This is a genomic window from Paenibacillus profundus, assembly GCF_021369635.1.
In the GTDB taxonomy this organism is placed as follows: Bacteria; Bacillota; Bacilli; order Paenibacillales; family Paenibacillaceae; genus Paenibacillus_B; species Paenibacillus_B profundus.
The window spans coordinates 32,437-58,158 of the sequence record NZ_JAJNBZ010000032.1; the positions used below are offsets into that span (position 1 = coordinate 32,437).

The 25,722-nt window shown below is 44.7% G+C and carries 24 protein-coding genes and 1 pseudogene; 15 read left to right on the plus strand and 10 right to left on the minus strand.

Annotation, left to right across the window (positions count from 1 at the left end; translation table 11 throughout):
- Positions 1–77: 77 nt before the first annotated feature.
- Positions 78–1,799 (plus strand): ABC transporter substrate-binding protein, encoded by a 1,722-nt coding sequence (locus tag LQV63_RS25445; protein WP_233698754.1) that lies wholly within the window; start codon positions 78–80, stop codon positions 1,797–1,799.
- Between the two features lie 74 nt (positions 1,800–1,873).
- Here the strand turns inward: LQV63_RS25445 and gltS are convergent, their stop codons facing one another.
- Together gltS and hutG are read right to left on the minus strand one after the other, a co-directional pair.
- Positions 1,874–3,061: a sodium/glutamate symporter gene (gene gltS / locus LQV63_RS25450; protein WP_233698781.1), complete on the minus strand. Its 1,188-nt coding sequence runs from the start codon at positions 3,059–3,061 to the stop codon at positions 1,874–1,876.
- A complete protein-coding gene (gene hutG, locus LQV63_RS25455; protein ID WP_233698755.1) occupies positions 3,045–4,028 on the minus strand; it encodes a formimidoylglutamase in 984 nt (327 codons plus the stop codon). The genes gltS and hutG overlap by 17 nt, the downstream gene beginning before the upstream one ends.
- Positions 4,029–4,147: 119 nt before the next feature.
- Between hutG and LQV63_RS25460 the strand changes: the two genes are divergently transcribed.
- The 3 genes from LQV63_RS25460 (at position 4,148) to LQV63_RS25470 (ending at position 6,846) form a co-directional block, all read left to right on the plus strand.
- The gene (locus LQV63_RS25460) at positions 4,148–5,071 is read left to right on the plus strand and encodes a LysR family transcriptional regulator (protein ID WP_233698756.1); all 924 of its coding nucleotides are present in this window, start codon (positions 4,148–4,150) and stop codon (positions 5,069–5,071) included.
- 181 nt (positions 5,072–5,252) lie between these two features.
- Positions 5,253–5,807, plus strand: a complete 555-nt coding sequence (locus LQV63_RS25465) for a tyrosine-type recombinase/integrase (protein WP_325175921.1) — start codon at positions 5,253–5,255, stop codon at positions 5,805–5,807.
- Positions 5,808–6,030: 223 nt separating this feature from the next.
- Complete coding sequence (locus LQV63_RS25470; protein WP_233698757.1) at positions 6,031–6,846, plus strand: hypothetical protein; 816 nt, start codon at positions 6,031–6,033, stop codon at positions 6,844–6,846.
- 380 nt (positions 6,847–7,226) lie between these two features.
- Here the strand turns inward: LQV63_RS25470 and LQV63_RS25475 are convergent, their stop codons facing one another.
- Both LQV63_RS25475 and LQV63_RS25480 read right to left on the minus strand, forming a co-directional pair.
- Entirely contained in the window at positions 7,227–7,376 is a 150-nt protein-coding gene (locus tag LQV63_RS25475; protein ID WP_233698758.1) for a hypothetical protein, read from the minus strand.
- Between the two features lie 457 nt (positions 7,377–7,833).
- The gene (locus tag LQV63_RS25480) at positions 7,834–8,094 is read right to left on the minus strand and encodes a hypothetical protein (RefSeq protein ID WP_233698759.1); all 261 of its coding nucleotides are present in this window, start codon (positions 8,092–8,094) and stop codon (positions 7,834–7,836) included.
- Positions 8,095–8,366: 272 nt separating this feature from the next.
- Between LQV63_RS25480 and LQV63_RS32180 the strand changes: the two genes are divergently transcribed.
- The 7 genes from LQV63_RS32180 to LQV63_RS25510 all read left to right on the plus strand — a co-directional run bounded on the left by LQV63_RS32180 (position 8,367) and on the right by LQV63_RS25510 (position 13,544).
- On the plus strand, positions 8,367–8,798 hold the full coding sequence (locus LQV63_RS32180; RefSeq protein ID WP_407672969.1) for a serine hydrolase: 432 nt from the start codon (positions 8,367–8,369) through the stop codon (positions 8,796–8,798).
- Positions 8,799–8,824: 26 nt separating this feature from the next.
- Positions 8,825–9,109 carry a serine hydrolase domain-containing protein gene (locus LQV63_RS25485; protein WP_233698760.1) on the plus strand — a complete coding sequence of 95 codons (285 nt, stop codon included), beginning with the start codon at positions 8,825–8,827 and terminating at the stop codon, positions 9,107–9,109.
- 369 nt (positions 9,110–9,478) lie between these two features.
- The gene (locus LQV63_RS25490; protein WP_233698761.1) at positions 9,479–10,090 is read left to right on the plus strand and encodes a hypothetical protein; all 612 of its coding nucleotides are present in this window, start codon (positions 9,479–9,481) and stop codon (positions 10,088–10,090) included.
- A 238-nt stretch (positions 10,091–10,328) separates the two neighbouring features.
- A complete protein-coding gene (locus LQV63_RS25495; protein WP_233698762.1) occupies positions 10,329–10,712 on the plus strand; it encodes a hypothetical protein in 384 nt (127 codons plus the stop codon).
- A 460-nt stretch (positions 10,713–11,172) separates the two neighbouring features.
- Positions 11,173–11,925, plus strand: a complete 753-nt coding sequence (locus LQV63_RS25500; protein ID WP_233698763.1) for a class I SAM-dependent methyltransferase — start codon at positions 11,173–11,175, stop codon at positions 11,923–11,925.
- Positions 11,926–12,153: 228 nt separating this feature from the next.
- Positions 12,154–12,483 carry a GNAT family N-acetyltransferase gene (locus LQV63_RS25505; RefSeq protein ID WP_233698764.1) on the plus strand — a complete coding sequence of 110 codons (330 nt, stop codon included), beginning with the start codon at positions 12,154–12,156 and terminating at the stop codon, positions 12,481–12,483.
- Between the two features lie 386 nt (positions 12,484–12,869).
- Positions 12,870–13,544 carry an HAD family hydrolase gene (locus tag LQV63_RS25510; protein WP_233698765.1) on the plus strand — a complete coding sequence of 225 codons (675 nt, stop codon included), beginning with the start codon at positions 12,870–12,872 and terminating at the stop codon, positions 13,542–13,544.
- 119 nt (positions 13,545–13,663) lie between these two features.
- On the opposite strand, the gene LQV63_RS25515 is transcribed toward LQV63_RS25510, so the two are convergent.
- Together LQV63_RS25515 and LQV63_RS25520 are read right to left on the minus strand one after the other, a co-directional pair.
- Positions 13,664–14,872, minus strand: a complete 1,209-nt coding sequence (locus tag LQV63_RS25515; protein WP_233698766.1) for an IS110 family RNA-guided transposase — start codon at positions 14,870–14,872, stop codon at positions 13,664–13,666.
- A gap of 504 nt (positions 14,873–15,376) precedes the next feature.
- Positions 15,377–15,505: pseudogene (locus tag LQV63_RS25520) on the minus strand (IS110 family transposase); the annotation flags it as partial.
- A gap of 452 nt (positions 15,506–15,957) precedes the next feature.
- Between LQV63_RS25520 and LQV63_RS25525 the strand changes: the two are divergent.
- The 4 genes from LQV63_RS25525 to LQV63_RS25540 all read left to right on the plus strand — a co-directional run bounded on the left by LQV63_RS25525 (position 15,958) and on the right by LQV63_RS25540 (position 20,228).
- On the plus strand, positions 15,958–16,536 hold the full coding sequence (locus tag LQV63_RS25525) for a TetR/AcrR family transcriptional regulator (RefSeq protein ID WP_233698767.1): 579 nt from the start codon (positions 15,958–15,960) through the stop codon (positions 16,534–16,536).
- Entirely contained in the window at positions 16,533–17,036 is a 504-nt protein-coding gene (locus LQV63_RS25530) for a flavodoxin family protein (RefSeq protein ID WP_233698768.1), read from the plus strand. The genes LQV63_RS25525 and LQV63_RS25530 overlap by 4 nt, the downstream gene beginning before the upstream one ends.
- On the plus strand, positions 17,036–17,674 hold the full coding sequence (locus LQV63_RS25535; RefSeq protein WP_233698769.1) for an NAD(P)H-dependent oxidoreductase: 639 nt from the start codon (positions 17,036–17,038) through the stop codon (positions 17,672–17,674). The genes LQV63_RS25530 and LQV63_RS25535 overlap by 1 nt, the downstream gene beginning before the upstream one ends.
- Positions 17,675–17,945: 271 nt before the next feature.
- Positions 17,946–20,228, plus strand: a complete 2,283-nt coding sequence (locus tag LQV63_RS25540; protein ID WP_233698770.1) for an ATP-dependent DNA helicase — start codon at positions 17,946–17,948, stop codon at positions 20,226–20,228.
- 166 nt (positions 20,229–20,394) lie between these two features.
- On the opposite strand, the gene LQV63_RS25545 is transcribed toward LQV63_RS25540, so the two are convergent.
- From LQV63_RS25545 to LQV63_RS25560, 4 genes are all read right to left on the minus strand, one after another.
- Positions 20,395–21,255, minus strand: coding sequence for a MurR/RpiR family transcriptional regulator (locus tag LQV63_RS25545; protein WP_233698771.1), 861 nt, complete (start codon positions 21,253–21,255; stop codon positions 20,395–20,397).
- Positions 21,256–21,353: 98 nt separating this feature from the next.
- The gene (locus LQV63_RS25550) at positions 21,354–22,031 is read right to left on the minus strand and encodes a hypothetical protein (protein WP_233698772.1); all 678 of its coding nucleotides are present in this window, start codon (positions 22,029–22,031) and stop codon (positions 21,354–21,356) included.
- A 117-nt stretch (positions 22,032–22,148) separates the two neighbouring features.
- Positions 22,149–24,293, minus strand: coding sequence for a hydantoinase/oxoprolinase family protein (locus tag LQV63_RS25555; RefSeq protein ID WP_233698773.1), 2,145 nt, complete (start codon positions 24,291–24,293; stop codon positions 22,149–22,151).
- A 110-nt stretch (positions 24,294–24,403) separates the two neighbouring features.
- Positions 24,404–25,699, minus strand: a complete 1,296-nt coding sequence (locus LQV63_RS25560; RefSeq protein ID WP_233698774.1) for a citrate transporter — start codon at positions 25,697–25,699, stop codon at positions 24,404–24,406.
- Between the last annotated feature and the right edge of the window lie 23 nt (positions 25,700–25,722).

Consider the following 25,722-nt stretch of genomic DNA (forward strand, 5'->3'; position numbering starts at 1 on the left):
CAACTAGTTTAAAATGAAGAAACAGGAACAAAAAGTGATCATATTGCAAGATTAGTTCCCCTTTTAGGAGGATGAGCATGTATCCTTACTTGATTGAGCTGGCCAAACGCTTTCCCCAAGGCATCGAGATCGAGACGGGGATTGACGAGCTGGCATCTGTATTTCATTGCTCCACGCGTTATACGAAGACCCTCCTCAAAGAACTGCACCGGCAGGATGCAATCCGCTGGACCTCTTTTCAAGGCAGAGGGAAGAAGCCCCGCCTACTGTTGAAAAAGGGGCTGCATGAAGTGATTCGCCTTTATTTTCAAGCGCTGTGGCAGAAAGACGAATTTCAAAAGGCGTTTCAACTCATTGCGGAGCACGATATGTTCCAAGACGAGGAGATCAAGCGGCTGATCGAGGAGGCGTATGGCCTGCACCATATTGTACATAACGCGAAGCCATTGGATGTGTTCCGCTATCCGTATCCGAATACGCGCGTCGTGCTCGATCCGCTGCACACGATTTCGCGGCATGATGTCCATTTCGTTGAACAGTTGTTCGAACCGCTGCTTCGGTTCGATCAGGAGCTTCAACAGGCGGTTCCCAATCTTGCGCAAGCTGTCGGCAGCGATGACGGGATAACTTGGCGAATCCTGCTTCGCAAAGGAGTGCGCTTCCATGATGGCTCTGCCGTTACAAGTCAAGATGTCGCGGCTGCATTGAGGCGAGCCGTGAACAGGGACAGGATGTTCATCGCTATCGAGCGGATTACGATTCAGGATGACGGTTCCTTGACGATACAGCTGAAGGAATGCAACTACTTATTCCCGAGAATATTGTGCAGCCCGAAGCTGTCCATTGTGTCGTTCCGTTGGATTGAGGATGGCGAATTCGGCATCCCGGCAGGAGCGGGGCCATTCCGTCTGGCATGCCAAACGGATACGTTGATCAAGCTGGAAGCCTTTGAGCATTATTTTGGCTATCGGCCATGGCTTGATCAGGTGGAGGTGATCCATACCCCGAATTCATTGACATTCGGATTGTCGACCAGCATCTCGAGCGAGCCGGATGAAGAGGCGATGAAGATGGAGCAGGTGGAACAGGGGGCTGATTATTTGCTGCTCAACTGCAATGAGACGAGTGTGTTTCATGATGCGGCTGCCAGGCATTGGCTGTATGATGCGATCTCGAGCGATGCGTTTTGTTTAAAGGAAGAGGGAGAAATCGCGGCGACAAGCTTTTTGGTACACCGTTCCGAGCGTCAAAGGCCACGGGCAAACGTACGGCCAAAGCCTGACATCCAGTGGCCGGTCATCCGCATTCGGGTCCAGCAGATTCGGCCGGATGCCAATCATATGAGAGAAGCGCTGGTGCTTGAGCGGCTGCTGCATGCGCATGGACTGGAATGCTCGCTCGAGATCGTATCTCCTGCGGAGATCGACGAGGAAGCACGCAACAAGTATGATTGCTTCGTCGGGGGGACTGCTTTCGGCAAGGACTGGATGATGTCGGCGATGGCCATGCTGCAGGCCAAGGGCAATTACTTCATGTCGTCTATGTCTGAAGAGGGCCGAAGACATGTGCAGTCTCTCCTGCAGCAGATCCAATGTGAGCAATCGGAATCGGCCAGAGTGCGATTATACGAGGAAATCGAGTCGTATTTCACGGGGAGTGCCACCCTCAAATTTCTGACTCATCGCCGCCATACGCTGTATGTGTCGAAAAACAGCCCCTTTTACAATATTAAAATGGATGCCAACGGGAAAATAGACTATCGTGCCATCGTGAAGAGCCATCATTCATCGCGCCAATGAACGAAGGGGAGCCGCTAGAGCTCCCCTTCGATAATCTTCGTCAAATAGTCATCAGGATTATTTTTTAGTTGATACTATTTAAATAAATTCAGCGTCGTAATAATGATTGGCACGGCAAACACATCGATAAGAAAGGCGCCTACAATGGGAACGATCAGATACGCTTTGCGGGAAGGCCCGAAGCGCTCCGTTACCGCAGCCATATTGGCCATGGCATTGGGCGTGGCGCCGAGACCATGGCCCGTAAAACCGGCGACCATCACGGCGGCGTCATAGTTTTTGCCCAGCATCCGGAACAAAATGAAAATCCCGAACAGAACGATAAATAGGACTTGTACCAGCACGATCACCAAGATCGGAAGCGCAAGATCGGCTACTTCCCATAGCTTGATGCTCATGAGCGCCATAGACAGGAAGATGCCAAGCGTCACGTCACTAATCAGGTTGATGCTCTTCATATCGATCGTATTCGGATTGAGCTTATCCACGATGTTGCGGACGATAACGGCCACAAACATGGCGCCGACATATCCGGGAAGGACAAAGCCTGTCGCTGACGTGAACAGCTCTCCCAAATACGTCCCTAACGCCATACAGAATGTAATGAGCAGCACTTGGATGAAGAAGGAATTTGTCGTTATCGGTTGAACGTTTTCTTCCACGTCCGCTGCTTCTCCTTTTGTTTCCGTCGGCTTCAGATTGTATTTAGCCATCAAATATTTTACAGTCGGGCCGCCAACCAGACCACCGGCGATAAGACCGAAGGTAGCTGCCGCGATTCCAATAGACAATGCCGAGTGGATTCCCATATCTTCAATGGTTTGTCCAAATGCGCTTGCCGCTCCATGTCCGCCTTCCATAGATACGGCTCCTGCCATCATCCCGATCAGCGGATGAATGCCGAATAACGAGGCGAGGGAAACCCCGATCACGTTTTGCGCTAAAGCCAGAAATCCGCAGGCAAGCCAGTAAATGACGAGCAGCTTGCCGCCTAATTTGATGAGTTGAAAGCTTGCGCCCAAGCCTACCGTGGTGAAGAACGTGAGCATGAATAGACTTTGGAGCGAGGTATCCAATGCAACTTCCAAAAGACCCGTCGTTTTCAGGAGCGTGGCCAGGATGGCGAACAGCAGACCCCCGACAACGGGCGCCGGAATACAAAACTTTTGCAGTACTCCCGATTTTCTGACAATGACGGTTCCTAGTACGAGCAGGGCTACGGCCAAAAATATCGTATTCACTTGATTAAGTGCCAGTGTCATCATTGTTCCTCCCCATAAATGCCATAATGGCTTCATTCGTCAAGTATGCTCCTAGCTTTACGGTTCTTCCGTTCTCGTCAACAGCCGGATTCACCTCGCAAATATCGAAAGAAAGCGCTTTCTCGTGAGAGGCGACGGTACGGATAAGGGCACGAACAGCCATCGGCGTTAACCCGAAAGGAGACGGAGCGCTGACTCCCGGCGCAAATGCCGCATTGAGAACATCGGTGCAAAGGGTGAGCATGACATAATCCTGTTGTTCCATGAACGCTTGTAATGCAGAAGTGATGTCATCCATCCGTCCTTCATGCATCTCTTCCTCGCAAATATAGCAGGCACCGAGCTCGTCCGCCTTGTCAAACAGTTCCTGTGTATTTCCGAAACGCTGGATGCCAAGCACAAAATAGCGGCTATTGCTGTCTTGCTCCAATATTTGTCGGAACATCGTTCCTGATGAAGGCTGGTTGTCGTAGGGGCGCAAGTCGAAATGGGCGTCAATGTTGATGATTCCTAACGAAGCATCTGGTCCTATATGTTGCCGGACACCTAAATAATGTCCATACAGCGTCTCATGTCCTCCGCCTAAAATAATGGGAGTCGCGGATTTTGAAAAGAGGTCGGAGACGGCATGGCCCAATGCTTCCTGGGCTTCTTTAAGCTTTTCGTCGGGACAAACCACATTGCCCGCATCGACAAGGCAATGACCTTCCGCTGCTCTCCAGGGGAGGCTTGCGAGCGCTTGTCTGATTGCATTCGGAGCGTTCGCCGCACCTAATCTTCCTTGATTGCGCCGAACGCCTTCCTCGCATTCAAAACCGATGATGGCGCAAGTGTTAGTAGAGGAGGTTTTCCATGGTGTATCCACCAGATCCATCCGTTCCACGATTTGATGGTAGCGAAAGCTTCTTCTTCTTTCCGTATGATCCGTTCGGCCGGTCCATATATCGGCTCCAATATGTTTTCGCAATGTCCCCACCCTTTCTGCATATTCTGTTGTTTCATTATATGATGACATTCTTATCATTTAAAATATATAATATAAATAAATTAATAGCTTTAAGTTATAAATCGAAGGGGAGATCGGTTTTGGACATCAAACAATTACATTATTTTGTGACGGTCGCCGATCAGTTGAGCTATTCCAAAGCCGCACAAAAACTGCATATATCACAGCCTTCTTTAAGCAATGCCATTAAAAATTTGGAGCGTGAGGTCGGCTCGCCGTTGCTTGAACGAAGCACGAGAAAAATCGAACTGACGGATGCCGGCAACGTATTGTATCAAAAATCGATTCGGCTTCTTTCCCAAATGAACATTTTGAAAAAAGAGATGGAAGAAGTAAAGCAGACCGGCAGCGGGGAGCTTGTGATTGGCATGATCGAGTCCGTGAGGCAGTGGGTTCCGAAAGTGATCCGTGAATATCAAGGCCGTTTTCCTTCCATTCATATTAAGCTGATGGAGGTGCTGAGCAGAAAGGCGGTAGTCGATTCATTGCGGAAATACCATACCCATCTCATTATTACAAACCAGTGCATCTACGAAGACGATATTGAATCGCTCCCTTTATATGATGAAAAGTTAGTCCTTGTGCTGCATCGGGATCACGCTCTATCCCGGAAGGAATCCATTACATTCAAAGAGTTGGAAAGAGAACCCTTCATTATTAGCATGGAAGGATTCCAGACGAGGGAAGATATTTTGAAAGCCTTTGCGCTCGAGCAAGCGTTTCCGAACATCAAATTTGAAATTGAACGGTTTGAGACCGCTTTGACATTGGTAAGGGAAAATCTTGGGGTCGCCATTATCCCTGAAAATTATTTAGTTGAACCGAAGGATGTATCGATTGTCCGAAAAACGATGGATTCACCTGCGTTGGAACGAACGGTCTATTTGACGTTTATGAAAAATCGGTATTTGGCTCCTGCGGTCCAATGCTTTTTGGAAGATATTCAACGCAACTTTGCGCCGGGACAAAAAGAAACGGATGTTATAGATGACGATATGAGTTAGCCTAAATGATTTCCAGCAAAAACGCATGAAAATCATCAATAAAAATGGTGTTCATACATCGTTTTCTGAAAGCATCAGAGACACTTCAATCTGCCTATAGGCGGAGGAGGTGTCTTTTTTTCTATGTAAGATGATATTTCCAATATTACACACTGTCGGTATACTTAGGGAAGAGTGAGTTATGAGTATGAATTTGGAAAAGTACAGTGAAGTGGAGCTGGCGTTACTATTCGCATATGATGCTGAGTTGATAGAGCGGACGAAGAAATTATCCCGTAGATATTGGAGTCCACAGCATCGCGCGTGGATCGTGCCATATTATAAACAGTCCATTCATGAAATGATGGAGATTTTCAAAGGTGAAGAGGTGATCATAGCTTCGCAGTTGTTACAGGAAAATGAGCTCCTTGGATCTTGGATGCAGAAGAATCTAGTAAAAGCGAATGCCAAGCATAATATTAAGGGGGAAAGTAAGAAGCAGCCTCTTGTTGAGCTGTTTCCCGGTCAGGGTAAGAAGCGGCATCTGACGGAACGAACGGTTCAGAAGGTATTCGAACAGGCAAAGGCAAGGGCATTGGTACAAAAGCCTGTAACCGTCCATTCGCTTCGCCACTCTTTTGCAACGCATTTGCTGGAAGCGGGTACGGATTTGCGGCACATTCAAGAGCTTCTTGGTCATCAGAGCTCTCGAACAACGGACGCTACACGTATGTCAGCAACGAACTCGGCATTATGATCCCGCTCGATCGGATAATGAGTGATATCGGGGACGGAGAAAAGGGGGAGATGTAAGAGACTAGTTCGTCCTCGAGGCAGGCAGGTTTCGTACATTCCCGCGAATTTGTAGGTATTCGCGAAGTTCGTAGATATCACTATAAGCTGATTTTTTGCGAACTTCGCAAAAAAGACGTTAGGCGAAATCAACAACAACTAATATTCATAAAGAGAGGTAACATTAATTGCTTAATCCAAGAGAACAAGCAATCATTATTTGGTTAATTATCTTTTTAATCTACGCTTTATCAATTAGAAATGTAAGGTCAACAATACCCAATATAATCAGATCCCTACTGACGCTGATGAAGCATCCGATATTCATATTTACAAATATATATGTTCTACTTGTTTTTTTAGCCATGTATTCATTTAAAGTTATTGGAGTTGAATTAATTAAAGACTACGTTGTTTGGATATTTAGCGCCTTGTATCCTTTAATATCAAAAGTGTCAACGAACTACTCTGAAATAAGTGTTAAAAGGATATTTTTTGAAACATTTAAACTAAGTGTGATACCTATGTTTATTATAAGTGAATATACACTTTCTTTATGGGCTGAATTATTTATTGTTCCTTTATGTGTATTTATAGGTGGTTTACTAGCAGTAGCAGATACGGATGCGAAATATGCACTTGTCAAGAAACTATTTAATTATGTACTTATGATTATAGGGGTGATTTTTATTTTCGTCGCTTTTAAGGGGCTTATTAACAATATATCTGATGTTTTAAAGATAGATTTTTATGAGAAGATGTTCATGGACTTTGTTGGCATAATTTTGCATACACCATTACTTTTAATGATTCAATTTTTGAGCTTCTATGAACAGATTATAATAAGGACGAACTTAAAAACAAGATTTGATAAGATTCGTGCGACATTGATTATTATTCGAAGATGTAAACTCAACAAGCAGCAGTTGATAAGAAATCTAAGAGATTACAAACTTAGACAGGTTAACACTATACAAGATTTTAAGGAAACCTTGCAAGCATAGTCTGTGAAGAGTTGACTTCGCCTAACATTACATTCACGCTGCGGCCCCTATCGGGCTCTTGGTCTGCAGAAGCTAAGGTAGGGAGGTTATGGCTGCAGACAACCCTGCGAGGCCAAGTCTCCGACCCGGCGCTTGAGTGCCTTAAGCCTCTCGGGTTCATGAATGCACAAACGTTATAGGAAATATCGGTAAACCCATAAAAAAATATTAAGCCACCCAGACTGAGTGACTACAATTTCTTACTGTCTGTTATATTTTTCGAAATCAGATTCCAAACGAAAGACTCGTTTATTAAGAGCAGCTATCTCGGCATCTTTATCAACAAAATTGTTGTGTATTCTTTCCAAAAACGCGAAAATGTCTTTAGGTTGCCCATCTTCTCATCGTACGATAGATTGATAAATACTATTAATTTGAAGAGCCACTTGTTGTTGATTTTTGTCTAGAAGAAGTTGATTTTGATTGAGTTTTTGAACTTCTCCATTAAGAGATTGAAGTTCTTGAAGAATTTGATGAAGTACCTGCTCCACAGGCAATCCCGCCTTTCATGAAAATCATTATAACACTAGAAGACTTAAAGAATCAGTAGGAACTTGAAACAAGGGAAAAATAAAGACTGTATAATAATAAGAGCACCTAACGAAAGAAATCGTGAAACTTTGTAAAGAGCTTTGGTAAGTAACACTAAGAAGGCCAATCCATCGTATAACAACATATTGTTATACGCAAGTTCGTTAAAGCTTCTATGAAACAACTAAATTCTTAAAATCTATTTTTAAACCATTGTATAAAGAAAATAGACACCTAGTATAGCATCGAAACCATAGGGTTCTTTAGTAAGTCTTAGTTGAATAGGTTCAACGAGATCAGTATCGAAGATAGCTGTGGAGCATCCAGTATCCAGTAAGACATTATGTAGAAGAGTTGATTTATTCTTGTAAGATAAAGGGAGAGAGACAATAGGAAGACCATTTATAAGATGGATTTTTATTGAAGGCCTCTAATTCCGGTAAAGGGCTGTTCAATGACTTCAATAAATTCATTTCCGGTGTAGAACACATAGAGTTCTCTAGTAGGCTCTGACAAATGAAGTTTTTTATAGGAGGCCCAGGCATGTTTAGGGTTGTCATATTGAGAAATTACAGACATTTCCTCAATAGTTCTCTTGTGATTATTTGAATGAGCAGCTAGAGCTTCAACTAGAACCCAACGATCGGGATGAATATCACGGATATTAACCCATTTCATATATGAACACCTCCGAAAAGACCTTATAAATCAATTGTACCAACCCTACTGAGAAACAAGCAATGATGGTGAATTCGAAGAAGAACGAACCAGCGTATAACACCGTTTTCCTGCTATGTCGCGTGCGCTCCTTGGTCTGCCCGAGGTTTTTCGAAGCAGCGGATTCAGGCAGACAACCCTGCGAGGCTAAGTCCGTTGGACCCGGCGCGTCCGCGCCTTAAGCCTTTCGGGTTCGTAGATACAAGAAATTGGATACATTTATTACTGAGGGATTGGAACGTGCGATAAAAAAATTAAAGATTAAAAGTTGGTCGGTCTTTGTAGATGGATGTATATCTTTTGAATTCTATAAGAATAGAAAGATACAAAGAAATCCTCAAAAAAATAATTCGTGCACAAAGAGTGTCTTATCAACTCTAATTGGCATATCAATCGACAAAGGTTTTATCAATGATACTACAGAGACGATTAACGACTATTTTCCGAATTTACTAGAAAGACAAGATGACACTAGGAAACATCAAATAACGATTGAACATTTACTTACAATGTCCGTTGGATTTGACTGGCCAGAGTTTGGAGAATGGAATTATTTTGCACCAATGGTGTATAGTCCTGACATAGTTCGATTTGTTATAGATAGAGAACTCAAGGATGAGCCAGGGAATAGAATGAACTATAACTCGGATGTTCACATGTATTAACAGCAATCTTACAAAAATCAACAGGCATGAAAGCTGTTGATTTTGCAATTGATTACTTATTTAAGCCATTGGGAATTACTAGCTTTGATTGGGTAGAAGACAGTAGAGGAATTAATCGTGGGGCGGATGGTTTAAGATTGACCCCAATAGACATGGCAAAGATAGGATTACTCTATCTAAATGAAGAAACTTGGAAATCTAATAACCTTGTCTCCGCTGACAGGGTGAAAATATCTACTCAACCCTATTTTTTAACCTATAAACCCATTGGATCCTATGCTTATCATTGGTGGGTAAGGAATGATTTATGAAATCATCAAATGTTTTTCGCACTTGGGTACGGGGGTCAATATATATGTATAATCCCAAAGCTAAGAATGGTTATATCAATTACAAGTGAATGTACGAGAATACGATACAACCCTTATTGCTAATAGAAGAATTAATTCTTAGGAATTATTAAGCGGTTTCAGAGAGGGCCTATTACATCATCTAACACCGTATCTACGCTGCGGGCCTTGCCCTTGGTTCGCAAGAAGAGGTGAGCAGAGAAGTTGAATCAGCGAGCAACCCTGCGAGGCTAAGTCCGTCGGACCCGGTCGCTGGGGCTCCCTTAAGCCTCTCGGATTCGTAGATACGAGAACGTTAGCTGAAATAATATGTATATTAAGGAGTCGAAGATGAAGTATTCGAAGGAAGAATTAGATCTAATTAATCACATTGATCAACATGTTAAAAACAAAAAAATAACATACTATAAAGCAATACCTCAAGAACTTTATCAAAAGATTAAAGCAATAATGAGAACTAAAAATTTCAATGGATCTCTTCAAGAATACTTTGAATTTTTAGGTTACATTTTTATACCCACATCTAAATATCCAAAAGATACGATTGATATAATTACTTTACTTATGCAACACTACCCAAGTAGATATGTCACTAACCTAGAAAATATTGACAGGAATTTATATTATATAATCCAGGACAAAGCTCTACAACATAAGGTTGATATTCCTGAGTATATTAATAAGTTAGGTTTTAATTTTGTTTTCAATAGTAATATATATCCGCACTCTCCTACATATTATATCGGAACATCAGAGAAGGAATATATTAAACAGCTGAATAAATTATTCCCAGAAGGAACTATAATTATTGAAGAACTAATAGAAAAAGACAGTTGGTTATTTAAAAGTATAAATTATCTAAGGCAAATCCGCTCAATACAAACAATTGATGAACAATTAGAATTTTTTGGATTTAAGGTAATTAGGAGATGGAACGGTTAAAAAATATTATGTATATCAAAGGGGATATATTACTTCCGATAACACCGCATTCACGCATCGGGACTAAAGCCCCTCGGGCCGCCCGAAGTTGTGAGCAGTGGAGCGAAGACAGGCGGACACACCAGCGAACCTAACTGCGTCGCGGCCGGTCCCTACGGAACCTTAAGGTTCTCGGCGTCGTGAATGCAAGAACGTTATATGAAAGACATGCAGATTTATTATTTAAGGAGTTTTCTCAATGAAGATAAGAAATATAGAAAACATAAAACCATTTATAAGTAATTTTACAATTCGTCAATTAGAGTGGCTTTCGGATTTTCATTTGTACATTACTCAAGACAAGTATTTTGAGAATACTTCAATACTAGATATAACTTTTTTAATTAAGGAAAGCTCAAAAACATATGAATTAGTTATAAGATTCTCAAATGTAGAAAGTCTAAAGTTTGAATCTGGAGGAGCACTAACACAAATTAGTGGATTTAATATTAGAGATCTAAAAGAACATGGATATCACCCAATGAAATATTTAATTGAGGATTACGAGAACGGAATAATAAACTTTTATTGTAATGATGTTGAATTCGTAAGTCTTAATGAAAGTGAAAGCCTTACAATTTAGAATACATAAAGAATTATTGAATGTTGATCGAGGTAGACATGTCATTCATATAATACCGTATCTACGCTGTTGGGCTTTGCCCTTGGTTCGCAAGAAGTGGTAAGCAAAGAAGATGAATCTACGAACAATCCTGCGAGGCTAAGTCCGTCGGACCTGGTCGCTGACGCTCCCTTAAGCCTCTCGGGTTCGTAGATACAAGAATGTTAGCTGAAACCCTTGCAAGAGTGTAAAGTGACTATAGAGGATTAGGGATAACCTCGCTGTGTAGTATGTATTTAAAGATTTGAAGGAAAGCTCGGAGGATCGCGCTTCTCTTTTTGACGGTTGGTATTTGGGCTTCGCCTATCAGTAGAAGCAGATTCATTACGGAGCATATTCAGTAGCAAGGAAGCGTAATCAGGCGACAACAATAGTAAACTATTGTGAAGTATGATCATTTATATTAAGTGGAGGTAATCATATGAATAAAACTGATATTAGCAATATTCATCGCACGAACAAGATTTATTGGGACGAGAATGGTAACGATATTTTAGAAGCGATTGTACTGCCTTATTACGGTTGTAATACGTTAACGGAAAATGAATTAAACTTATTTGGTGATGTAGCAGGCAAAAAACTTTTAGATATTGGTTGCGGCAACGGTGAATCTCTTAAATTTCATGGCAATAACAAGGCCGCCGAGTTATGGGGCATAGATATTTCTAAAAACCAGATTGAGAAGGCAGCGAAATGCCTTTCAGAAAGTGGTTATGCAGCAAAGCTGATTTGTGGGGCAATGGAGGGCGAATGCGGACTACCAACAGATTATTTTGATTATATTTATTCAATTTATGCAATTGGATGGACAACGGATTTACAGGGTACATTTAATAGGGTTGCATCATATTTAAAAAAGGATGGCGTGTTTATATTCAGTTGGTCGCACCATATCCATATGTGCGTGGCATTTGAAGAAGGTAAAGCCTTTTTTAAAAATAGCTATTTTGATGAAACATGGTCTGAGCGAGATCTTGACGGGAAAAATATTTTGCTTTGCTCCCGGAAAATATCAACTTACGTAAACGCCTTGGCGAAGGCAGGTTTTGTAATTGAACAATTGATTGAGGAGACAAACGACGAAACTTTGCAATTAACAGGCGAACTTAGCGATTGGACAAAAAAATCACAAATGGTTCCGTTAACAGCTATTTTTAAAGCGAGGAAGCTGTAAGACAAATTGACATTCCTCACTATTTTCAGAGGCGATAGTAAGATGAAATCAGTATTCTTACTACAACATAGAGTTATGAAATTGAGGCAACCTTTATAATTAATATTTTGGGCGGTGTGAATATGGAAGTTATAATACGTGAAATTGAAGTAAATGATTATCCTGAGGTAGTATCATTATGGATTAATGTGTTAGGAAACCGCAAGGTTAACCTTGATAATTTTTTTCGTGTCTATAGAGAAAATGAATAAAGATGGGAACTATAAAACATTTGTAGCATTATTTGAAAATAAAGTGGTTGGCTTTATTACAACGGTACAGGCGTTATCAATTGGAGATGAAATTGGTTACTTACACATCCAGGGTCTTGCTGTGCAAAAAGAACTTCAGAATAAAGGAATTGGCACAAAACTGCTTAAATATGTGGAGGAATATTCCAAAAGAAAAGGAATTTCAAGCATAATCTTATGTAGTGGATTTAAACGTACAGATGCCCATGCCTTTTATGAACATAATGGTTATGATAAAGATTCATACTGCTTTGACAAAGGTCTTTGACTTCCATTAATAAGTTTAGTTGGTTCTTGGTTCGCTATATTTATAACGAAAGATAAGATTTTTATTTAGGATTTAGCCGTCAAAGGCTGAATCTGGCTCGCATTTTGAAGAAGAGAATTTGTTTAAGAGGCTTCTCGGAGAAGCTAATAACGTTATTATAGATTTGAGAGTATAATCGAAGAAGCGACGACTTCAGGTAACAGGTAACATCGCATTCAACGCTGCGGGACTACCGTCCCTTGGTTGTCAGATGTATAATCAAAGAAGATATAGCAGACAACAAACGACCCAGCCTAAGATAAGAGCTATCTAAGGCTGGGTCGTTTCGTGAATAATAGAACGTTATCGGAAAGCTGGGCAAATCCATGTTTTGAGCGAGGTATCCTATGAAGCATCAATTAAAAGGAATTGTATTTGATATGGATAATACTATTTTAAGATCAAGAATTGACTTCCAAGCCATGAAGAATGAAACATATCAATTTCTCGTATCGAAAGAGATCCTACCCGATGGATATAATCTTGATTACCATACAACATCAACTATTGTTGAAGAAGCAATACAAACGAATCGAATGACTGAAGAGTTACTAAATGAAATGTGGGATATTGCTAAGAAGCATGAAGTGTGTGGAATGCAGGGGGCAGACTTGGAGCCTGGTGCGGTGGAGGTCCTTAGTGAACTCAAAGGTAGATATCACATTGCAATTGTAACGAATAATTCTGTTGAAGCTGCAGAAATCGCATTAAGAGATAATGATATTTTTGAATACTTCGATTTCATTATTGGTAGGGAGTTAATGAAAGCATTGAAGCCTTCACCTGATGGATATTTGCGAGTGTTGGATGAGTTTAAGCACTCAGCGAATGAATGGCTCTCTGTAGGCGATTCATGGATAGATGGGAAGGCATCAATAAGCGCAGGGATAAGGTTCATAGCTTATCGATCAGATAAAGAAAAGTTGAAGCAGATGAAAGTGTACCCGACTGCAGAACTGTCCAATCTCTTGGAATTGATAAGTCTGATTGAGCAATTTGAAGAAGGCCCAGCCATCCGATAAACCAGCTAATCAAGGTCAAGATTTATTCCGTTGAAGGATTCAGAGTACTAACGAATGCAGACTCAAATAAGCCTACTCGTAGAAGTAAACCAATGGTAAAATATACCTTACAATATTCGTTAGTTATCCTGAAAAGGCGTGCCACTACTCAGAATTCCGTAAATCATGCGTAAAAGTTTGCTTGAAGCAGCTACGATTGCCACTTTAGCTGGTTTGCCTTCAAGGCGCTTTTGCTGGTAATATCGCCATAGAATCGGATTTCGAGGGCCGTGAACTTGCTTGGAAATGCCGCTAACGGATGCTTGGTAGAGCGCGGTGCGGAGATAAGCAGAGCCACGTTTTGAGATACGATTCTGGTTCGCCTTGAAGGTTCCCGACTCGTAAACAGATGAATCCAGCCCTGCAAAAGCGGTCAACTGTTTTACGGAAGGGAACCTTTTTATGTCCCCAATTTCTGCGTGGATCATTGCCGCTGTAATCGGCCCTACGCCAGGAATCGAGCGTAACAGATGGTAGGCTGAAGACTCTTGGGCTAAGGATTCCATTTGTTTTTCAAGTGAGGCAATTCCTTCTTGGTACGTCTTGAATAACTTCATAGAATTCTGCATTGCAAATACATGGGCTTTAGATCCATACAAGTCAGGGAGACTATTGCGTGCAATCTCAATGAGCTGAGAATATTTTTCTTTGTTCCAAGTCCGACCTCTACGGTTGAGCATCAGGATGGTTAATACGTCCTCTTTGTCCGCATTCAGTAAAGCTGAAGGGGAAGGAAACTTCGTAAGAAGTTGAATGGACGAAGGGTTGAAAATGTTCTGAAAAGCCTTGTCATATCCCGGAAAGGCTAAATCGAGAATGGAACGGAATTGCAGCTGTACTTCACCTAGGAGAGCCTTCCATTGGGCATGCTGGCGACAGAGAAAGCGTAGTTCGGTTACCTTTTCATTCACTGGAATGAGTGGGGTACCTTCACCTAAATAGAACGCATTAGCAATTCGAATTGCATCAATGGGATCGGTCTTCACCTTACGAGTAGAGCGCTTTTTTAGCTCATGAGTTGTTAAAGGATTTAACATGAAAACAGGATAACCATGGGAGAAAAAGAAAGAAGCAATAGGCTTCGAATAATTACCTGTAGCCTCCATGACGACCGTTGGTTGCTGCATCGTAGCTTCTTCAAGCTGAACAAGAATTGAGAGCAATGACGAAATATGATCGGGTGAGTGTAAGAAAGAGAAAGGCTTTTTCACTTGCATACCATAGGAAGTGAATGCAACAGCAACACTCTTACCCTTCGCAATATCGATACTTAAAACAGGTTGATTCATATGACCTCCTTAAATGACACCAGGACCCAAAACAGTTGCTCTCCACAGGTTGGCACGGTGATACGGGCTCTTAGCCCAACCAGCTAAATCGGGGTATGAACAATGCAAGGGCTGAAACACTTTATGTGACGAGATCTAAGTCCCAACACCACATCCGTTTTTAACCCAGTGTTAATCTTTTAAGTATAAAGAAAAACTCATCCCCGATGAACTGGGATGAGCTCAATATACCAACACCGTATTCACGCTGCGGGCCTTACGACCCTTGGTTGTCTGATGAATAATCAAGGAAGTAACTCAGACAACACATGCCCCGGCCTAAGATAAGAGCTATCTAAGGCCGGGGCGTGAATACAAGAACGTTATAGGAAATCAACGCAAATAACTAAAAAAATCAAAACCTATTTAATTTAATTGTTGAATTAACTCCCTCGGTACGATTTGATTTTCTCACGAATGCTCGCTTATTCGCAGGATTTCACCCTTGCCAGAAATCCAGAAAGATAGTAAACCACGAAAGTTAACAGCACGTGCGACATGCATTTGCTGAGCGATGTCGATCCCGACGACCAGATGCTGAGCAGTAATTTTTTCAATGAGTTGATTTTGTTTGTCCTGCGATTTAAACTTCATAGTAGAGCGTCCTCCTAGATGATGGGATTTTAAGGGCTATGACCCGTTGCGTACTCCCATCGTACCGAGGCGCTTTTCTTTTTTCAAAGACGAAATTAATCCATCTACAGGAATGCTAACGGAGAACGATAGGGAGAACGATAGTTGAATTGTGTAAGTGTCTCGAAGAAGGCGCTAATATCCTATAACAATGTGTTCACGCTTTTCACGCTTCGGGCCGGCTGCACCGGCCCTCGGTCGTCAGTAGATAATTCGGTGATGTGGATTCAGTCGACACATCCATTCACCCAACCTCATCGCGGACGGCTGAGATCGTGCTAGTTACACGAATATAAGCATGAATAGTTGAGATGGAAACTGTCGATTTCCTATGACGTTTTTCAACTTGACACTGTAAAGATTGTTTAATATAATCTTTACAGTGTCAAGTTGTATGAAAGGAAGTATATCAAATGAAAGAAAAACCATATCATCACGGTGATTTGCGAAATAAACTTATAGAAGCTGGTATAGGGCTTATTAATGAAGATGGTTTAAAAGGTTTTTCCCTGCGTAAGGTCGCAGCGAAATGCAACGTCAGTCATGCCGCACCATACAGCCATTTTAAAGACATAGACGAGTTGATTTATGCCATGGGCGAGCATGTAACGGAGCGATTTGTGGAAAAGATGCGTACATCAATTCGTGGACAGGAAAACAGTCTCGAAGCGACCTCACTGCTTGGGCAGGCTTATATTTCCTTCTTCATTGAAAATCCGCAATATTTTCAGTTCCTTTTCTATCACTCAGGATTAACCATTGATTTGGACAATGATAACGCCAATGATTATCCGCCATTTGCTTTATTCAGGACAACGGCGTATCAAATGTTTCACAGCATAGGGTTGCCAGAGAAAGCTTATTCAGAAAAATTGATTGTTCTTTGGTCAATGGTACACGGCATAGCCTCGCTGCTTACCAATCAGGGTATCCGATATTCCGGGGACTGGATTAATGTTTTTATAAACAATTGTATTAAGGAGATAGAATGATGAAAATTATTATACATGATTTGAATCAACAAGAATTCATGGCGTTGTATGATAACCAAAATACAGACGTAACTGTTATATCAGACAATGGCACAATCCGTAAATGCATTGGTTGCTTCGGATGCTGGATCAAAACACCAGGAAAATGCGTTATAAAGGATGGTTATCACAATATGGGTGAACTTCTTTCAAAATGCCATGAGCTGGTTATTATCAGTAAATGTGTTTATGGGAGCTACAGCCCCTTTGTATGCAATATTGTAGATCGGAGCTTACCATATCTTCTGCCTTATTTTGTAATAAAAAATGGAGAAACCCATCACCGATTCCGGTATGATAACAAATTCACTCTATCGGTACATTTTTATGGCAATGACATAACCAAAGCAGAAAAGGAAACCGCACAAGCTCTGGTTGCGGCGAATAGCGTGAACTTAAATTCCATAGGAAACAAGATGTATTTCCATAACAGCCTACAAGCAATCAAGGAGGTTATATAGTGAGAATCGCTATGATAAATGGAAGCCCAAAGTTAGGAAAGAGCAATTCGGGCATGATGCTCAAAGCACTTGAACCCCTGATAATCTCCGAGCATGAAATATCACACTATAATATGAATAAAAAACCGCTTACCGATGAGCAATACATCGAGCTTTGCCACATGGATACACTGATAATTGCATTCCCTCTATACTTCGATGCAATACCGTCGCATTTACTAAGGATGTTGACTACTCTTGAAGGGTATATGAAAGCAGAACGGAAAAAGGAAATTTATGTTTATGCTCTTGTAAACAATGGATTTTATGAGGGGAAGCAAACTTACATTGCTCTTGAAATCATCAAAAACTGGTGCATACGATCCGGCCTTCATTTTGGACAAGGAATCGGACAAGGCGCCGGTGAAATGATGGGTTTTATCGAAAAGGTACCACTTGGCCAGGGCCCTTTAAAAAATCTAGGAAAGGCAATGGAAAGCCTGGCAAAAAATATACATTCGCATGGTAGTGATGAATCCTTGCTGTTCAGTCCAAATTTCCCGCGCTTTGCCTGGCGCTTTGCAGCGACACACTCTTTTTGGCATGCAAAAGCTAAAAAGAATGGTCTGAAGAAGAAAGATATTATGAAAAGGCTTTAAGAAGGCACCGTTCTCGTGGAATAATCATCAACGTCGATACATAATTGGGGTAGATTATTAATGAAAATCGGACTGTCGATTAATGAGTTGACAGCGTCCCTGCGTTCATAATGAATGCGGGGGCGCTGTTGTTTTCTGTGAAGAAAGGATATGTTGAAAAAGGGTCTGCAAAATAACAACATTCCATTTCGATAAAAGTAAGGAGAATTAGCAGTTTTTTATGGTATACTATGGAACAAATGTTCTATAGCGAAAGTCAGCGGGTGAAGTGATGAAGGATCAAGTGAAAATCGCTGTGAGGCCTTTGGTGGAGTACGTGTACCGCAGCGGGGATTTGGATAGCGGGTTCAGGGCAGGAACGGCCCTGACGGAGGGAACCAAAGCGCATCAGCAGGTGCAGCGAACTTACGGCGAGTCGGATCAGAAAGAAGTATATCTATCGGTGGAGATTCCTTGCGGAGATCTGCTGTTTGTCATAGACGGGCGCTGCGGCGGGTTGTTGGTAGAAGAAGATGGATCCGTGATCATCGATGAGATTAAATCGACTTCTGGCGAGATCCCACAGACACTGGAGGATACCTATCCAGTTCATTGGGCTCAAGCTAAATGCTATGCCTATATGTACGCCAGAGAGCATGGAACTGCTCGAATGAAAATCCAATTGACCTACGTACAAGTCGTAACGGGCGAACAAAGACGGTTTCAGCAGGAGGCAGTTTTTGCGGATGTAGAGTCATTTGTACGGCATGTGGTGGAGAATTATGCTCCTTATGCACGGATGCTTCGCGCTCACCGGATTTCACGGGACAGAAGCATCAGCGGGCTGGAATTCCCCTTCGCTTCTTATCGGGCCGGACAGCGGAAATTAGCGGGAGCGGTCTATAAAGTGATCGAAGAGGGAGTAAAATTATTTGCCAAAGCTCCCACAGGGATCGGAAAGACGATCTCGACAACGTTTCCCGCCGTAAAGGCAATGGGGACGGGACAGCTTGAGCAGATTTTCTATTTGACCGCCAAGACGACTACCCGTACCGCAGCGGAGGAGACGTTCGCCCTGATGCAGTCGCAAGGATTGCAGATGCATACCGTAACTATCACGGCCAAGGAGAAAATTTGTTTTCAGGATCAGGTGAGCTGCCGCAAGGAAGATTGTCCATTCGCGGACGGCTACTATGATCGGATTAATGAGGCGGTACTTGATATATTGACTAACGAGTCGCTAATCAGCCGGCAAATAATTGAGCAATACGCACGCAAGCACCGGGTTTGTCCGTTTGAATTTTCGCTTGATCTCGCTTATGCGGCGGATGCGGTGATCTGCGACTATAATTATATTTTCGACCCTAGAATTTCTTTAAAAAGAATGTTCGCCGAGCGGAAGAGCCGGACGGCGCTTCTGATTGACGAGGCGCATAATCTGATGGATCGGGCGCGAGAGATGTATTCGGCCACATTGAATAAAGGGGATTTCCTCAGCTTGCAGCGGGAATATAAAGAGCTTAACGCTGAGGTGCACAAGGCGGCCAAGGCGGTGAACACCTTCTTTATACAACTGCGCAAAGAATCGGACGGAAAAGCACAAATTACGCAGGAGGTTCCTGTACAACTGGTTGAACGAGCCGAGGCATTTATCCTCGTAGCAGAAGAGGAGCTTGGCTCCCGTCAGGATACAGAGCAGTCGCAGTTGTTGCTGCAGGTTTATTTTGCGGCCCAGAGTTTTGTGAGGATCAGCAAGCTGTACGACGAAAGATATGTAACCTATGCCGAGATTTCTTCGAGAGAAGTATCCATTAAGCTGTTCTGTCTCGATCCTTCTCATCTGCTACGGGAAATGGGCAAGGGCTTCCGCTCGCATATTTTCTTCTCGGCTACCCTTACGCCGATGTCCTATTATCGGGACATGCTGGGGGCAAGTCCGGAGGATTATACATTGTCGCTGCCTTCTCCTTTCTTCCGCGAGCAGCTTTCGGTCCAGATCGAGCCGTTGTCGACGCGTTATCACGATCGCGAGGGAACCAAGCTTGAGCTGGCGAGACTGCTGGGGCTGATGATTACCGATCGTCCCGGAAATTATTTATTCTTTTTTCCTTCTTATGCTTATATGAATCTCGTCTATGAAGCTTTTGCTGCTGCTCATGCAGAAGATGCAAACTTGCGGCTGTTGCTGCAGCGGGGGGATATGGCGGAGGAGGAGCGGGACAGTTTCCTGTCAGCCTTCGATGCTGGAAATGAAGGGATATTGATCGGTTTTGCGGTTATGGGCGGAGTTTTCTCCGAGGGGATCGATCTAGTGGGAGACCGCTTGACCGGCGTTGCCATCGTTGGTGTAGGACTGCCGCAGATCGGCCTGGAGCGTGATATCATCCGCGACTACTTCAACTCGCAGGGCAAGAACGGTTTTGACTATGCCTACGTATATCCGGGTATGAACAAGGTACTGCAGGCCGGCGGGCGGCTGATCCGTACAGAGACGGATCAGGGGGAATTACTGCTGATCGATGACCGTTATCTGCAGCCGCATTATGCGGCATTGCTGCCGGATGAGTGGAAGTGAGCGGTAACGGTGGAACTTTCACATAAACATGGATTTGACCAAAAAAGAGGGATCGTTTTGTTTAGAAGGTCTGTTATGGAAGGAGCCATAATTCTGCCCGAAAGTGTGGCCATGAAAAAAGCGCCCCTTCCTTGTTGGAAAGAACGCTTTAGGAACTTTGTTATTTTCATAAATAATAGTTGGTCATCGCCTGATCGCTGGCCAGAACGGCCTCACTGTCAAGCTTCTTCTTCAGGTAAGCCTTGTCCGACGAAATGAAGATGCTCATGATCAAATCGACGACGAACAGGAACGTGATGTGGTTGGACATCAGCGCGCTGTTATTGACCGATATCTTATCCGGCACGATGATGTTCACGTCCGCATTCTCCGTAATGGGTGACGAATCGTAACAGGTGATCGTAATCGTCTTGACCTGGTGAACATGCGCGATCGCTACCGTCTCCACGATTTCCTTCGTCGAGCCGGAGCGGGAGAATGCCACAACAGCGTCCTCTTTGCTGCACTGTGCAGCGGCGATTTTCATGGCGCGGCTGTCATTGATCGCTTCGGCCATGATGCCGATAATGGACAAGCGATTCTTCAAGGCGATAGCAGCCAGATAAGAATCGAACATGCCGATAATATAGATGCGCCGGGCTCCCTTCAGAATGTCTACCACTTGGCGGAGCTGTTCCTCGGTGACAAGCGCTGATGTATTGACAATCAGTTCATTATAATCGAGCGCAAGCGCATCGATCGGATTGATTTCTCGTCTTTCTTTTTTCTTGGCCTGCATATCCCGATAGAAGGCGTCTTGGGCGAAGGCGATTTTGAAATCGTTGAAGCCCTTGAACCCGACCTTTTTACAGAAGCGGTTAATACTTGTCTCCGATACGCCGATTTCATTGGCAATGGCCGTAATCGTGTTGCGCGTAATAAAATCCGGATTGTGTATGACGAAATTGGCGATCTGATTTTCGCCATATGTTAATTTCTGCGATTGGGATACGATTTTGGCGATGACGGCCGGAACTTGTGAAGACATGATACCTCCTCCTGATCTAACGCTGGAAATGACTACTCCGGCGTGTCTGGCAATAGCCTTCCCCATTATATCATACTGAGTGAGGTATTGAGAGTGTGTCATATCCATAATTTACAAGTTTCGATCTGCTCCTTAAAATCTCCAGTCGAAAGCTGTTGCTCCCCGATCAAATAGACATAGTCCAGCAAGTTGGGGAGGCAGGGAAGTCCCAGCAGCTCTTTGCAGAAGGCATGCGCAGCGATCTCACAGCACTGCACTACGCTTGATTTTCTCGAATATGGCCCAAGCTTGAAAACCTCAATCCGCTCAAGCTTTTCATTCGTAAAAATCTGCTCCCGGTACTCCAGCCAGTGATAGAACTCATGAGCCAGATGAATATCGACTAGAAGGTCGAGTTCCGCTGCGTAGCCGCTGAACCTTTCCCCTAGGATTTCTTGGCATACCGTCCGCATTCCCTTGAGCGAGGAGGCGTACAGAATAATTTCCGGTGTTGTCTTAGAGAATTCGATCTGTGCGCGGAAGGAGACGTTATGAAATTGGCCAGAGGACTCCGTGATCTCATAACGAAGTCCGGCGTCCCTGCACATGTCGCGAATGCCGAGGCCTTTGTATGTCGCAGCCGCCAAGCGTCCGGCCTGAAGCGACTTATGAACGTAATACGGAATTTTCTCTGGCGGTATTTTATGAAACAATGGATCCTGGCGCAGCTCCATACAGCCTAAGACCTCATCGGACAGACCGGACAGTGAGTTCGGTAAAAGGGTGTGAATCGGCATTCGAACGCCTCCTTGCTAATTCAGGTATCCTTAGTGAGCAAAATGAGTGACTATAAGCCTGTTTTTTATCCCAAATAACGCTCTGCAGTTTCGTTAGAAATACAAGTCGGTTTCCGATTACTGATAAGCCACAACCAGCATTTCATCCTCTGCTGCGAGCATCTCGGTTTCAATTTCAAGGATGGACAGCAGCTGCTCTTTGGTCTGCATGCCGGTTAAGTCCAGCATCTTCTCCTTATAAAAGACGAACACCTTCGGAATCGTGGCATTGGCATCGGAATAAATGGTGTTATCGTCCAAAAATGAGCTTAGCGCTTCCGGCGCGGATTTACTCAGTTTCGTATAGTGCACATTGCTTTTCTTGAAGCGGACGACGCCTTCGCGGTCGAGAACGCTGACAGAGCTGGATTTCTTTTTTAACAGGCCAAAAAAAGATTTCTTCACATTCTCGCTGACGAATAGGCTCCAGCGCCCGGTCTGCGCGGCGAGTGTCGTCGATTCTAGCGGCTGGTCGATGGAGCTGGCAGCAACGGCCCTCATATCTTCTACCGACATTGCTTCCTGTGCCAGATCCTTGGAGCGCAGCTCGGTGGAGCCAGTCGCCATGGCGCGGAGAATATTCTTCTGGCTGTCGATCTCGATGCTGACTTCGACCGTCTCCTCGGAAGCGCCAGACTGTACGATACGCTCGATGATGTCGGCGCGGATGCGCTTGATGTCCTCTTCGGTCGGATTGACGACCATCCGCTCTAGCTGTTCTTTGACCATGGCCAGTGCTACGCCGATCGTGGAGACATAAGGCGCATTGTTGGCGATTTGAGACTTGAGGCCTTCGCGATCCGCCATTGCCGGGATGAGCACCGTACCGCTGCCACCGCCGCCAACCAGCGTGACGAAGCGGCGATCGAGCTCATAGTCCTCGATCATCTCGTTGACAGTCTTCATCGTCTTATCGATGGCGATATTCATAACCTGTCTAGCGGCTTCCTCTACGCTTAGTCCAACATGATCGGCTAGCGCCTTCCAGGATTTCAGCGCCGCTTCCTTGTTTCCTCTCGCATAATCGCCCTCGGGAACATAATTCAGAATGTTGGCCGCTCCGGCTAGTGTATACGAGAATTCTTTGCCTCCGGCGCATTCGCAGATGACGTATTCGGCAGGGTCGCCCTCGCGGGGGCTGATGAATTTCACCTTCGGATCGACGATGTTCTCTGTCGGGGTGAAGGCTTCGTACTCTTTACCGGCGATATGTGCGCTGCGTGGCCCGACATCGGTAATTCTTCCACCTGCCACCTTGATCATGCTGCCGCCGGCGATGCCGAGCGTGCGCACATCCAAGGATTGCAGGTAGGTGCGGTGGCCGCCGACCTCGGCATTCTTGATCATCACCTTGCCGTTCTTGATCACGGAGATGTCGACACTGGTTCCGCCGACCTCGAAGAAGATACCGTCGGAAATCTTCTCGTACATCAACGCCCCGGCAACGCCTGCGGCAAGACCGGATAGCATCGTCAGAATCGGGCGCTTGCGTACCTCGTCAATGCTCATGACACCGCCATCGCAGCGCATAATCATGAGTTGGGACTGGATGTTGGCATCCTTGACGGACTTCTCGGTCATATTGGCGGTCTCCATCATTTTCGGAATGAGGGAGGCGTTAATGACGGCTGTTCGTGTCCGTGTCTTCAGTCCGTAGAGCTGGCTGATCTCATGTCCGCCTGTGGCGTACAGCCCCTTGCGGTTGGCAAGATCAACGACGCGTAGCTCATTGGTTGGATCATCCACGCTGTATGCTTCGGAGGCGACGATCACCTCGGCGCCCTGGGCGGCCAACTCGTCGATGGCACTGTTGATCTGCTCATCCGTCATGCTCTTGGAATCCAGATACGTATGAAAAGTGTGCAGGAATTTGCCCGGAGCCAGCTCGATATCGCCCGGATTGGATTCGGAGCGGGCGCTGAGCCCATCGATGCCCGAGCCCATACCGATGATGCCGATACGCGCCACGTCTCCTTCGAGCAGGGCGTTGGTAGCCTGCGTTGTTCCGTGGGCGATGAAGGTAACGTCTTCAGGCTGGATACCTCTGCTGTCCAGAATTCGCTTCAGTATTTGTACAATCCCTTTGGCCACGCCGTCCGGGTCATGGTGGGTGGTTGGGATTTTCATTTTCTCAATGACTTCGAATGTTTCATTGTCGATCAGTGCCGCATCGGTAAACGTACCGCCGACGTCAATGCCGACCCTAACTTTCGTTATCCCCATAATGTTCTCCTCCAGTTGGCGGGACAAGGACCTTCTGCTCGAACCCTGTGAAGGTTCTTCGCAGGGCCCTTGTCCCGGTTTTATCTATAAAGGGTAATTAATTTTAAAGCTTAAAATACCATAAACGATCCAATGATGACGGCGATCAAGACGGATACCATTGTCCATGGCAGTGTCTTCTTCAGAATCTCGTTAATGTCGCTCTTCGTGAAGTCAGCTACCCATACGTTATGCGAGTTCGTAGGGTCGGAGACGGATTGCACGTTGCTGACAGCGCGCAGGGCAAGCATTGCAGCTACCGGAGTCATACCTGCGGATACGAACAGGGCGGCGATGCCGCTGCCAAGGCCCCATACGTTCAGCGGTCCGCGGTAGATGGCCAGCGGCGACAGAATCGTGAAGAACAGGATAAACATCAGTGGGGTATTCGGCAGCACGGACTCGATCAGCGGCGAGATGACCGCCGATACCTGCGGAGACATAACAGAGCTGAGCAGGATGCCGATACCGATCATGAGTCCCATCGCGCCAGCGACGTCTTGAATTCCTTCTACCAGCGCACTGGAGAGGATATGGATCGGACGCTTCGGCCAGGTGAGCAGGATCGTGACGAGCGCACCGGCAATAACGGCCGGAACGATATCGATTTTGAAGATAAAGACGAGCAGTACCGGTACGAGCGGGCTAATCAGGGCAATTGCAGGCACCTTTTTGTCACCGCCGCCAGGTGTTGCCGCTGGCATTGCCCAAGCTTTGCGGCCTTTACCATCTTTCCGGATATAGAACACGATCATGGCCAGGGCAATGACGATCAGTGGGGAAGCAACAACCAACGTGTAGTTGGCGATTTGGTCGACGGAAAGACCGAGCACATCGACATATACAGCCCAGTTGGAAACGTTGAACAGGGATCCGACGCCAACGGCCAGTAGAACAACGATGGAAGCGACGAATTGTGAAATGCTTGCCGTCAGCATAATCGGAATGACGATCGTACCGACGAGGATGACCATGCCCAGTCCTCCTGCCGCAGAAAAAATAATGGATGCGGTAATGAAAAATAGAATAGCTATAAGTACAGGTTTATCTCCGGCCAACTCGGCCGCCTTGCGAATAATGGATTTGGTGATGCCGACTTTGTTCAGAATCTGGCCGAACCAGGCACCGAAGATGAGTCCGGCGATGGCGCCAGATAGTTTCATTGAGCCTCCGGCCAGAATCGTCTTGGCGATTGTTGCTGTCTCTGGATTACTTGATAGCAGCGGCACCCCTGCGATAATGGCGAACAGAATCGCCATGCAGGGCAGCGCCAGAATGCTTGGCAGCTTGCGCGTCATCATCAGCCCTACAAACACCAGAAATACGAGCAGAATACCGATTGCTTGGAACCACATTGCAGTTGTCATCTGAATTTCCCCTCTCCAAATGG

What these genes read in the sequence shown, in the direction of transcription:
- LQV63_RS25550 (WP_233698772.1), bottom strand. Translation starts at nt 22,031, where the DNA reads ATGCCGATTCACACCCTTTTACCGAACTCACTGTCCGGTCTGTCCGAT.
- LQV63_RS25525 (WP_233698767.1), top strand. Translation starts at nt 15,958, where the DNA reads ATGAAAGAAAAACCATATCATCACGGTGATTTGCGAAATAAACTTATA.
- LQV63_RS25465 (WP_325175921.1), top strand. Translation starts at nt 5,253, where the DNA reads ATGAGTATGAATTTGGAAAAGTACAGTGAAGTGGAGCTGGCGTTACTA.
- LQV63_RS25445 (WP_233698754.1), top strand. Translation starts at nt 78, where the DNA reads ATGTATCCTTACTTGATTGAGCTGGCCAAACGCTTTCCCCAAGGCATC.
- LQV63_RS25545 (WP_233698771.1), bottom strand. Translation starts at nt 21,255, where the DNA reads ATGTCTTCACAAGTTCCGGCCGTCATCGCCAAAATCGTATCCCAATCG.
- LQV63_RS25485 (WP_233698760.1), top strand. Translation starts at nt 8,825, where the DNA reads ATGAAAGCTGTTGATTTTGCAATTGATTACTTATTTAAGCCATTGGGA.
- LQV63_RS25495 (WP_233698762.1), top strand. Translation starts at nt 10,329, where the DNA reads ATGAAGATAAGAAATATAGAAAACATAAAACCATTTATAAGTAATTTT.
- LQV63_RS25530 (WP_233698768.1), top strand. Translation starts at nt 16,533, where the DNA reads ATGATGAAAATTATTATACATGATTTGAATCAACAAGAATTCATGGCG.
- LQV63_RS25500 (WP_233698763.1), top strand. Translation starts at nt 11,173, where the DNA reads ATGAATAAAACTGATATTAGCAATATTCATCGCACGAACAAGATTTAT.
- LQV63_RS25510 (WP_233698765.1), top strand. Translation starts at nt 12,870, where the DNA reads ATGAAGCATCAATTAAAAGGAATTGTATTTGATATGGATAATACTATT.
- LQV63_RS25555 (WP_233698773.1), bottom strand. Translation starts at nt 24,293, where the DNA reads ATGGGGATAACGAAAGTTAGGGTCGGCATTGACGTCGGCGGTACGTTT.
- LQV63_RS25560 (WP_233698774.1), bottom strand. Translation starts at nt 25,699, where the DNA reads ATGACAACTGCAATGTGGTTCCAAGCAATCGGTATTCTGCTCGTATTT.
- LQV63_RS25490 (WP_233698761.1), top strand. Translation starts at nt 9,479, where the DNA reads ATGAAGTATTCGAAGGAAGAATTAGATCTAATTAATCACATTGATCAA.
- LQV63_RS25480 (WP_233698759.1), bottom strand. Translation starts at nt 8,094, where the DNA reads ATGAAATGGGTTAATATCCGTGATATTCATCCCGATCGTTGGGTTCTA.
- gltS (WP_233698781.1), bottom strand. Translation starts at nt 3,061, where the DNA reads ATGACACTGGCACTTAATCAAGTGAATACGATATTTTTGGCCGTAGCC.
- LQV63_RS25540 (WP_233698770.1), top strand. Translation starts at nt 17,946, where the DNA reads ATGAAGGATCAAGTGAAAATCGCTGTGAGGCCTTTGGTGGAGTACGTG.
- LQV63_RS25515 (WP_233698766.1), bottom strand. Translation starts at nt 14,872, where the DNA reads ATGAATCAACCTGTTTTAAGTATCGATATTGCGAAGGGTAAGAGTGTT.